We start from the raw sequence: 9,603 nt of genomic DNA on the forward strand, positions 1-9,603 counted from the left end.
GCACCGCGACGGCAGCAACCCCGGCAACGCCGCGAGCAGGGCGTCCACGCCGTCGCCGGTGATCGCCGACCCCGCGTACGCCGCCAGCGCCATCCCGGCTTGCGACTGCCGCCGCAGCGAGGCCTCCACCGCGGCATCGGACAGTGTGCCGTCGACGAACGCCTGCAGCAGGTCGTCGTCCTGGCCGGTGAGCACGTCCACAGCGGAATCGCCTATGGGCATCGGCACGACCGGCGCACCGAGCCGGGCCTGGATCTGCGCCAGCACCCCCGGCACGTCCGCGCCTGTCCGGTCGGTCTTGTTCACGAACACGATCACCGGCAGACCGAGACGGCGTACGGTGCGAAACAACACCCGCGTCTGCGCCTGCACGCCCTCGACCGCCGACACGACCAGCACGACACCGTCGAGGACACCCAGGACCCGCTCGACCTCGGCGATGAAATCCGGATGCCCCGGAGTGTCGATCAGATTCACGACCGTGCCGTCCAGCTCGAACGACACCACCGCCGACTTGATCGTGATGCCCCGGCGGCGTTCCAGCTCCAGGGAGTCGGTCTGCGTACTGCCGGAGTCGACACTGCCGAGCACGTCGATCACCCCGGCCGACAGCAACAGCCGCTCGGTCAGGCTGGTCTTACCGGCGTCGACATGCGCCAGGATTCCGAGATTGAGAGTTGGACGAAGAGTAGGCACGAAGCGAGAAGTCCTCTGCGTAGGCGGAAATCGGACGGGGCAGAGAACGTCCTCGCATCGGATCTCCCAACCTCAAGCCACTTCACGTGGTCGCTGCTTCGTGCGTACAAGCTGAGCAAACAGGGACCACCGCGGAACGGCAACTGGATTTCGCGTGCGAGGATGCCGTGCATGAGCCAGGCGATGAGCGAGACCTTGAAGCGGCTGAGCGATGTGGCGCGGACGACCTTCGGCTGGGAGAGCCTGCGCCCGGCGCAGGCGGAGGCGATGGAGCACGTGGTCGCGGGCCGGGACACGCTGGTGGTCTCGCCGACCGGGTCCGGCAAGTCGGCGATCTACCAGGTGCCGGCCGTGCTGGTCGGCGGGCCGACGATCGTCGTGTCGCCGCTCATCGCGTTGCAGCGCGACCAGGTCAAGGGACTGCTCGGGCGCGGCGGGCCGGACGCGCACGTGGTGAACTCGTCGCGGTCCGACCGGGCCAACGACGCGTCGTTCGAGGCGATCCAGACCGGCAGCGCCGAGTTCCTGTTCCTCGCGCCGGAGCAGCTCGCGAAGGACGAGGTCGTCGCCGAGCTGGCCGAGGCCAAGCCGTCGCTGTTCGTGGTGGACGAGGCGCACTGCGTCTCCTCGTGGGGCCACGACTTCCGGCCGGACTACCTGCGGCTCGGCGAAGTCGTCGCCCGGCTCGGCCACCCGACCGTCATCGCGCTCACCGCGACCGCCTCACCGCCCGTCCGCGCCGACATCCTCGAACGGCTCGCCATGCGCGACGCGGTCGAGCTGGTCAAGGGCTTCGACCGGCCCAACATCCGGCTCGAGGTGTCGCGGGAGGTCACCGAGCGCGAGAAGCGGCGCGAGATCGTCGACCGGGTGGTCGCCCTCGACCCGCCCGGCCTGCTCTACGTGCAGACCCGCGGCGAGACCGAGGAGTACGCCAAGGCGCTGCGCGACGCCGGCGAAGAGGCGTACGCGTACCACGCCGGGCTGTCGGCGACCGAGCGAGCCGAGGTGCACGACGCCTTCCTGCACTCCGACCGGGCGATCGTGGTCGCCACCTCCGCCTTCGGGATGGGCATCGACAAGCCGGACGTGCGGTTCGTCCTGCACGCCGCCCCGGCCGAGTCGCTCGACTCGTACTACCAGCAGATCGGCCGGGCCGGCCGGGACGGGCAGGCGGCGACCGCCGTGCTGTACTTCCGCCCCGAGGATCTGCGGCTGCCCCGCTTCTTCACCTCCGGCAAGGTCGACGAGGAGCTGCTGCGGCAGGTCGCCACGACGGTCAAGGAGGCCGGCGGGCCGATCAAGCTGGACGACGTCGCCGCGAAGCTGGACGTGAGCCGGGCCCGGGTGACCCGCTCGGTCAACCTCCTCCAGGAGGCACTGGCCGTGCTGACCACCCCGGACGGTCTGGAGTGGATGGACTCGGTCAGCGTCTCGGACGCCGTCGAGGCAGCCGCCGAGGAGGCGGAGCAGATGCGCACGATCGAGCTGACCCGCGTCGAGATGATGCGCGGGTACGCCGAGACCGAGGACTGCCGCCGCCAGTTCCTGCTCGGCTACTTCGGCGAAGAACTGGACGCGCTGTGCGGCAACTGCGACACCTGCGCCGCCGGGACGGCCGAGGACAAGGCGGGCCTGGACACCGGCTTCGCCGTGCAGTCGCGCGTACGCCACTCGGAGTGGGGCGCCGGCATCGTCATGCGCGAGGAGGAGGACCGGATCACGGTGCTCTTCGAGTCGGTCGGCTACCGGACGCTGGCCCTCAAGGCGGTCAAGGCCCGCAACCTGCTGGCCCTCGACTGATCCTTCCCCCGTCTCCCTCGCCGGTCAGGTCGTCAGCAGCAGCTCGTAATAGCGCCAGGTCGACACGTGGTCGGCCACGCCGTTCTGGCCGTCGAGGAAGACGATCTCGCCGTTGTCGTTGACCACGTTCCAGACATGGCCGTTGGAGGCCGTCGCCGCGTACACGATGCCCCGAGCCCCCGGACCGGCCTTCGCCATCGCCTCCACCACGCCGCTCAGCCCGATGACCTTGTGAAACTTGCTGCCGCTGAAATGCGTTTCGAGGAAATCGTGGGGACCGGCGGCGATCCCCGGCAGGGCCGTGGCGGGCGCGCCGGCGAGAGTGAAATCCAGGGCGAGCGCACAGGCTCGGCAATTCACCGTTCCGCCGCCGGGGTTGATCAGATCCTTGAGGCCGGGCGGACTGGGCGTGAAGTACGTACCGCCGCGAACGGTCGTCGAGGCCTCGCCCCGCCATTGCTGGTTCGCCGAATCCGCCGATCCGGCGAGGACATCCGGATCCGGCGAACCGGCCTCCGGCACACCGGTGAGCCGGTTGAACAGCTGCGGCATGAGCACGGCGAGAACGGCGTGGCCGATGACAGCCGCCACCGCGATCGCCGCGACCGTCGCGATGCCGATCGCGGGGAGCTTGCCGTAGCAGCCGGTCAGGCCGTCGGCCACCCCACCGCAGTCGATCGGCACGCCGTCAGCCGGCACTCGCAGCAGCATTACCATCCACTCAGGAGTGTCGACAGTGGTCAGTGCAGAAGGACGTCATCGGCCTGGGATTCGGCTAGGGTAACCCATGCCAGACGAAAGGGGCGCCATGGCTGACCCGTCGGACGCCGATCAGACCACCCCGGCCGTGCGGGTGTTGACGATCCTGGGTCTGTTCGCCGCGCTCGTCCTGGTCGCCACGGCCGTCGTGCTGGTCGCCAGCTGGCCGACCGCACCCGAACGCCGGTCACCCCTGCCGATCCGCCTGTACGCGTACGACGCTTCGACGGGAAAGGTCGCCAGCTCGACCCAGGCGACGTTCCGGGCAGGCGAGATCCCGGCCGCAGCGATCGCCGAGCACGCCGTCGAGGACGGCCCGACCGGTCCCGTCCGGGCCACCTGGTACGACTCCCTCGGCCACCGCGCGCACAGCGAAGACCTCGGCAACCTCGACGAGCTCGTCGGCGACCCGGTGCCGCTGAGCAGGACGTCCGCAGTGCCGGCCGGGGATTATCAGTTCGTCCTGGAGGGAATTCGAAACGGGCGCGCGGTCGAGGTCCTGGCCCGGGTGCACGTGGAGATCGATCAGTGACCGCACCGCCGGGCAGCCGGCTGCCCGGGAACCCGCCGGCGGATCACCGGCCGCCGGTCCCGCCGCAGCGCTACCTGCCTCCATCGCCGCAATCCTGGCGACCCGTGCTGGTCCGGCCACTGCCCCCGCCGTCATCAGTGGACGCGGCGGAGTACCGGGTCGGACGGATCGCCGCCGCCTTCGCGGTCTGCGGCGGCGTCCTTCTCGTCATCGCGCTCGCCGCCCTGATCGCGATCGTCCGAGCCGACGATCCGGCGCTGACCGGTCTGGGGGTAGCCAACCTGGTCGTCGTCGCCGTCGTCCTGATGGGTGCGATCGCGGCCGCCATCGTCCTCATGGCGGTCCGGCTCGCCGGCGGCGGGCCGCGTACGCAGTGGCGCGTGTGGGCGATCGGCGGCGGAGTGGTGTTCGGCGTCCCGGCGCTGCTGATGCTGCTCCTGCTGCTGCTGGAGGTCGGGATCTCCTGGCGGGGCGCGCTGCTGAGCATCCCCACCACGACGTTCGCGCTGTGGACGTTCCGGCGGATGCAGCGCAACCGCAAACCGCCGTGGTGGCTGGTGCTGGCCGCGTTCGGCTGGGGCTCGGTCGTCTCCTCGTACTTCGCGCAGATCGTCGAGGGCATGATGCACGCGGTGATCCGATCGGATGTGCAGCCGGGTACCGCGGCAGTCATCGGGCACGCGGCGGCGGCCGCCTTCCCGGAGGAGTTCGTGAAGGCGTCCGGTGTCGTGGTCCTCGTGCTCCTGTGCCGGCGGCGGATCGACGGCATGCTCAGCGGTCTGGTCATCGGCGCGTGCGTCGGGCTCGGCTTCCAGTTCGCGGAGTCCATGTCGTACATGACGCAGGGTTTCGACTCGGTCCTCTACCAGCACTGGTACCGGCAGGTCACCGGGCTGCTCGTCAGCCACGCCACGTACGCCGGGATCATCGGGGCCGGCGTCGGACTGGCCACGCAGCTCAAAGACTGGCCGCGCCGGATCATGGTCGCGACCGGCGGGCTCCTGTTCGCCATCGCCGCCCACCTCGTCTGGGACTTCTGCGCCATGGGTCACTTCTACTGGGAGTCCAGCGACGCGAACGTCCAGCTGTTCATCGTCCAGCCGGCCAACCTGATCGTCCTCAAGGGACCTGCCTTCCTCGTGCTGCTCACGCTGGTGATCGTGGCGTTGCGTCAGGAGACCCGGTCGCTGCACCGGCAGCTGCGGGCCGAGGCGGCCAACCGGCTCGGCGCGGTCACCCCGGACGAGGTGTCGCTGCTGCTGAACGCCTCACGGCGGTTCCGCCTGCGGCTGCGTACGCTGCGCGAGGGCAGCTTTTCGGCGTACCAGCAGATCAACCGCCTGCACACCGCGCAGCTGGAGCTGGCGTTCACCCGCTGGCGGCGCGAACGTGGCGAGAACGCGCCGCCAGGCGCCGAGGAGGCTCTGCGCCAGCGCATCTACCGGCTGAAGGCCGGCGCGCCCGCTTGAGCCCGGGCGTGCCCCCGCGCGAGGGCGAGACGGCCGAGCCCGCGCCAGCCGACGATGCGACGTAGCCGCCCCGGGCGGAAGAAGCGGTCCGGCGGAGTGATCCCGGTCAGCACGCCGAGGAACTCCGTGACGAGACGGGGATCGCGGGCGATCGCCGGGAACAGCACGGCGCCGGTGCGGTCCGGCGAATGTGCGGCCAGCCGCGTCGTCATGTCGAACACCGGGCGCCGGTACGCGTCACGCACCTGGTGCGCGTGGCTGAAGTCGCCGGTGAGCACGGCCTCGCTGAACAGCTCGGCGTCGTGCAACGCGTGCCCGATGCCGAGACCCGTGCAGGGATCCATGACCACGCCCGCGTCGCCGACCAATGCCCAGCCCGGCCCGTGCGGCGTCCGGAACCGGTTCGGCAGATCGGGCGTGGCCCGCAGCCGTTCCGCCTGCGTCGCCGCGGCCAGCCGGGGGCCGAGGTCCGCCACGCCGCCGACCGACTCCCGGAACGCGGTGTCCAAGTCGGTACGCATCGCGGCGAAGCGAGCCGCCGGGACGGAGAGGAAGACGATGGTGAGCCCGTCGTTGGTCGGCCACAGCCCGACCATGCGATCCGGGCGGACGTAGACCTCGCCACCGGCGACGGGCAGCCCTTCGAAGTACGCGTAGCACGCCGCGGCGGTCGCGCCACGGTCGAGATAGGTCGCCGCGCCGACGGCCTGGGCGACGGTGGAGTGCTTGCCATCCGCCCCGATCACCAGGTCGGCTTCGATGTCCTCGGCGACGCCGCCCTTGGCCGCGCCCCGGATGCCGGTCACCCGGCCATCCCTCCCGGTACGCAGTCCCGCGACGACGAAGCCGTCCCGCAGCGTCGCTCCCGCTTCCGCCGCCGCCTCCTGCAGCAGGACGTCGAGCAGCGTACGCCGGGGGCTGTAGACCGCGCCGACGCCGTCCACCTCCGGGTACGCGCCGGAGAGCACGGCGTACCCGCTGTCGAAGCGCACCGAGGACGCGGGCAGGCAGCCGGTCGCGGCGACCTGGTCGAGCAGGCCCCAGCGGCGCAGCCGGGCCCCACCCGGAAGCTGGATCTGATGGGTGGACAGCGTGTCGCTCCCCGCTCGCGCCCGATCCACGGCGAGGACGCGTACGCCCTGCCGGGCCAGCAGCAGCGCGGTCGCCGCCCCGGCCACCCGCGTGCCCACGACCACCACGTCGTACTTCATGACCCCTCCCCCGCTTTTCGTTACAGTGTTTCGTTACGACGTAACGTAACACTGTTGCGCTATCCTGTCGAGCGTGGGACGACCGAAAGAACACGGCGACCAGGCTCGGGACGCCCTACTGAGCGCGGCCGCCGCCGTGCTGCACGACGAAGGGCCAGGAGCCGTCAGCGTCCGGCGGGTCGCCGACGACGCCGGAACGAGCACCCGAGCGGTCTACAGCCTCTTCGGCGACAAGAGCGGACTGCTGACCGCGCTCGCCCAAGAGGCGGCCGAAACGATGCGCCGCCACCACGAAGCCGTCCCCGAACGCGACGACCCCCTCGACGAACTGCCCGACCTCGCACTCGCCTACCGAGCCGCCGCCCTCGAACGACCCCACGTGTACGGGATCTACCTCGGCGAAGGCGTCGACCTCGACCACGACGCCCAAGCGCTCTACTACCGGAGCTTCGACCGCGTCCTGCGTACGCTGCGTCGCGCCGCCGCCTCCGGCCGGCTCGGCGACCACGAACCGGTCGACGTTGGCCGCCACCTGTGGGCGCTCGTCCACGGACTCGCGTCGCTGGAGCTCAAGGGATTCCTCGGCGATCCGGGCCGAGCGCGACGGCTCTGGCTGGAAGCGATCGCCGCGACCGTACGGGGCTACGCTCCCTGACCCCGGGTGGCCGCCCTCCCGTGTCCGGGCCGCTCGCCGCGACGGGGCCGGCCGCTTTCGCGCCAGTCAGCGTCGACTAGTTGATCTAGGCCAGAAAGTGTCGCTCTGGCAACCGAAAGTCGCCAAGATCAACCAAACGCCCACGGTCCGCCGCCCGACGCAACGCAGCCACCCGCGCCGCCGCCCGCCGCCCGCCGCCCGACGCAGCCACCCGCCGTACAAGCGTCCGCCGCACGAGCGGGCGGCGAAAGTCAGCCACCCCGCGCGACAATGGCGCGCATGACCGACGGGGTTCAGCTACGCATCCAGGCCGAGGACTTGATGCGCGCCGAGGACGACGAGAACCTGCTCACGCTCGTGGCCCGCCTCCGCGCGGACGAGCATTGGTCCCGCATGTGGGCGCCAGGGTGTGCGATCGCCGCCGCCCGGCTGGGGCGTACAGAGGAGGCCCGGGACTTCCTGCTGGAGGCGCTGGACGGCGGATTCTTCCAGCCCGAACTGTTCGAGGGCGAGATCGAGCGGGCGTTCGAAGCCGAGCCCGACTGGCCGCAGCTTCAGGCGAAGCTGGCCGCGAACCTCCCGCCCGCACCCCTGGAACTGGTGGTGTGGCCGTCGCTGACGCCGAAGCTGCCGTTGGAGTTGTTCCGCACCACGCCCGAGCGCGAGGAGCAGCTCCGTCCACTGTTGCCAGAGCTGTCGGGCTCCTCCTGGCACCGGGCCGTGACGTTGCTGCATTGGGTGACGAACCGCTGGGAGCACGCCAACGACCACGTCGGCGACGACGAGGACGCGGTCGACGTGCTGCGGCACGTAGACGACGACGGCATGCGGTTCGCCTGCGTCGAGTACAGCACCGTGTTGTCGCACGCGCTCAACGCGGCGGGCATCCCGGCGCGGCGGCTCAGTCTGCGGCAGCGGGATCATCACGCCGGGTGGGGCAAGGGCCACGTGGTCAGCGAGGCGTGGATCGACGACTTCGGACAGTGGGTCGTCCTCGACGGGCAGAACGGCGCGTACTGGACGTTCGGCTCGGCTCCACTGTCCACGCTGGAGCTTCAGACGGCGCTCGCCGAGGGACGGCAGCCTACCCTGCTCGCCGCGGACGGGCCGTTGAAGCCGGCCACCACCGCCTGGTGGTTCACCTACTTCCACCAGATCAGCACGACCGGCGCGACCTGGGCGAAACCTCCGTTCATCCCCCACTTCCAGCACCAGTTGCGACCCAGCCAGCTGCTCGTCGGGTCGCCTCAGGACGCGTACCCCGATCTCGCGGAGATCGGGATCAGCATCGACGTCCGCGACGGGGCGCCGGCCACGCGGTTCTCCAGCCGTCATCCCTTCACCAACGGGTACGCAGTGCAGCACGACGGGAAGAGTCACGTGGTCGACGCAGCCGATCCGGTCTGGCCGTTGCCCACGTCGGGCGGGTCGCACGCGGCGACCGTCGCGGTGCGTACGCCGTCGGGAGAGTTGACGCCACAACCGTTGGTATTCCGTATCTCCGGCTGACCCCGGACTGTGCCGAACTGACCGCAAGGAGTGTGTGTACGCCCAGATCCGGGTATGTCGCCGCAACGCACGGTCGCCCGGAGGGAGTTCGCGGTGCTCACCAGCGAAGAGCGGCGTCAGCTCGAAGTCATCGAACGGAATCTGGAAGCCAGCAGTCCTCGGCTGGCGGTCGCGCTGTCCCGGGGCGAGCCGCCGCCCGGCCGGTGGCCGCTGGTCGTCTGCGCCGCCATGTGGTGCCTGATGCCGCTGCTCGTCGTCGCGGCGGGAGCGCTCGTGGCCGCCGTGGTCGCCGTCGTCCTGATCTCGGTGACCGCCCGGCTCTGGTACACCCGCGTCTGAGCTACGCCAGGTACGCCCGTGCACGGGGCTCGGGCCGGCGGGCCGTAAGATCACAGGCGTCCGCGTACCCGAGGAGCCCTGCCGTGACCCAGACGATCCACGTCCGTGACCTCGCCGCCCAGCTCGGCGAACCGCTCGGCGCCAGCTCCTGGCACGAGATCACGCAGAAGCAGGTCGACCTGTTCGCCGACGCGACGTGGGATCACCAGTGGATCCACGTCGACCCGGAGCGGGCGGCGGCCGGCCCCTACGGCGGCACCATCGCGCACGGCTTTCTGACGATCTCCCTCGCTCCGTCGCTGATCGGCGAGGTGTTCGTCATCGACGGCATCGACATGATGGTCAACCAGGGGCTGCGCGAGCTGAAACTGCGCGCCGCGGTGCCCGTCGGCTCCCGCGTACGCCTCTCGGCCACGCTGACCGGTCACCGGCCCCGGCCGCGCGGCTTCACCGAGCTGGTGCTCGGCCTGGTCTACGAGGTCGAGACCGGCGACAAGGTTCAGAAGGCGGCCACCGGGGAGATCGTGCTGCTCGTGCACGAACCCGAGGAGAGCACGGCCTGAGCAACCGCGCCTAGGCCGTCGGCCCGCCTAGGCCGTCGGCCCGCCTAGGCCGTCGGCCCGCCTAGGC

10 protein-coding genes are annotated in these 9,603 nt (G+C 70.8%); 7 read left to right on the forward strand and 3 right to left on the reverse strand.

What is annotated here, in order from left to right:
* On the reverse strand, positions 1–696 hold a 696-nt coding region (locus AB0M47_RS40330; RefSeq protein ID WP_363423653.1), incomplete at its 3' end, for a GTP-binding protein.
* Positions 697–867: 171 nt separating this feature from the next.
* Here AB0M47_RS40330 and AB0M47_RS40335 point away from each other — a divergent pair.
* The gene (locus AB0M47_RS40335) at positions 868–2,499 is read left to right on the forward strand and encodes a RecQ family ATP-dependent DNA helicase (protein ID WP_363423655.1); all 1,632 of its coding nucleotides are present in this window, start codon (positions 868–870) and stop codon (positions 2,497–2,499) included.
* Positions 2,500–2,523: 24 nt separating this feature from the next.
* On the opposite strand, the gene AB0M47_RS40340 is transcribed toward AB0M47_RS40335, so the two are convergent.
* Positions 2,524–3,210 carry a toxin glutamine deamidase domain-containing protein gene (locus tag AB0M47_RS40340; protein ID WP_363423658.1) on the reverse strand — a complete coding sequence of 229 codons (687 nt, stop codon included), beginning with the start codon at positions 3,208–3,210 and terminating at the stop codon, positions 2,524–2,526.
* 97 nt (positions 3,211–3,307) lie between these two features.
* Between AB0M47_RS40340 and AB0M47_RS40345 the strand changes: the two genes are divergently transcribed.
* On the forward strand, positions 3,308–3,790 hold the full coding sequence (locus AB0M47_RS40345; protein ID WP_363423661.1) for a hypothetical protein: 483 nt from the start codon (positions 3,308–3,310) through the stop codon (positions 3,788–3,790).
* Positions 3,787–5,259, forward strand: coding sequence for a PrsW family intramembrane metalloprotease (locus AB0M47_RS40350; protein ID WP_363423663.1), 1,473 nt, complete (start codon positions 3,787–3,789; stop codon positions 5,257–5,259). Before AB0M47_RS40345 ends, AB0M47_RS40350 begins: the two co-directional genes overlap by 4 nt.
* On the opposite strand, the gene AB0M47_RS40355 is transcribed toward AB0M47_RS40350, so the two are convergent.
* Entirely contained in the window at positions 5,229–6,470 is a 1,242-nt protein-coding gene (locus AB0M47_RS40355; protein ID WP_363423666.1) for an FAD-dependent monooxygenase, read from the reverse strand. The genes AB0M47_RS40350 and AB0M47_RS40355 overlap by 31 nt on opposite strands.
* Before the next feature lie 73 nt (positions 6,471–6,543).
* Between AB0M47_RS40355 and AB0M47_RS40360 the strand changes: the two genes are divergently transcribed.
* The 4 genes from AB0M47_RS40360 to AB0M47_RS40375 all read left to right on the forward strand — a co-directional run bounded on the left by AB0M47_RS40360 (position 6,544) and on the right by AB0M47_RS40375 (position 9,536).
* The gene (locus AB0M47_RS40360; RefSeq protein ID WP_363423669.1) at positions 6,544–7,125 is read left to right on the forward strand and encodes a WHG domain-containing protein; all 582 of its coding nucleotides are present in this window, start codon (positions 6,544–6,546) and stop codon (positions 7,123–7,125) included.
* Positions 7,126–7,404: 279 nt separating this feature from the next.
* Complete coding sequence (locus tag AB0M47_RS40365) at positions 7,405–8,634, forward strand: transglutaminase-like domain-containing protein (RefSeq protein WP_363423670.1); 1,230 nt, start codon at positions 7,405–7,407, stop codon at positions 8,632–8,634.
* 93 nt (positions 8,635–8,727) lie between these two features.
* Positions 8,728–8,973 carry a DUF3040 domain-containing protein gene (locus tag AB0M47_RS40370; protein ID WP_363423673.1) on the forward strand — a complete coding sequence of 82 codons (246 nt, stop codon included), beginning with the start codon at positions 8,728–8,730 and terminating at the stop codon, positions 8,971–8,973.
* Positions 8,974–9,056: 83 nt separating this feature from the next.
* Positions 9,057–9,536, forward strand: coding sequence for a MaoC family dehydratase (locus AB0M47_RS40375; RefSeq protein ID WP_363423676.1), 480 nt, complete (start codon positions 9,057–9,059; stop codon positions 9,534–9,536).
* Positions 9,537–9,603: the final 67 nt, after the last annotated feature.

The organism is Hamadaea sp. NPDC051192 (assembly GCF_040682475.1).
GTDB classification, from domain to species: Bacteria; Actinomycetota; Actinomycetes; order Mycobacteriales; family Micromonosporaceae; genus Hamadaea; species Hamadaea flava.

What these genes read in the sequence shown, in the direction of transcription:
- AB0M47_RS40355 (WP_363423666.1), bottom strand. Translation starts at nt 6,470, where the DNA reads ATGAAGTACGACGTGGTGGTCGTGGGCACGCGGGTGGCCGGGGCGGCG.
- AB0M47_RS40345 (WP_363423661.1), top strand. Translation starts at nt 3,308, where the DNA reads ATGGCTGACCCGTCGGACGCCGATCAGACCACCCCGGCCGTGCGGGTG.
- AB0M47_RS40340 (WP_363423658.1), bottom strand. Translation starts at nt 3,210, where the DNA reads ATGCTGCTGCGAGTGCCGGCTGACGGCGTGCCGATCGACTGCGGTGGG.
- AB0M47_RS40365 (WP_363423670.1), top strand. Translation starts at nt 7,405, where the DNA reads ATGACCGACGGGGTTCAGCTACGCATCCAGGCCGAGGACTTGATGCGC.
- AB0M47_RS40335 (WP_363423655.1), top strand. Translation starts at nt 868, where the DNA reads ATGAGCCAGGCGATGAGCGAGACCTTGAAGCGGCTGAGCGATGTGGCG.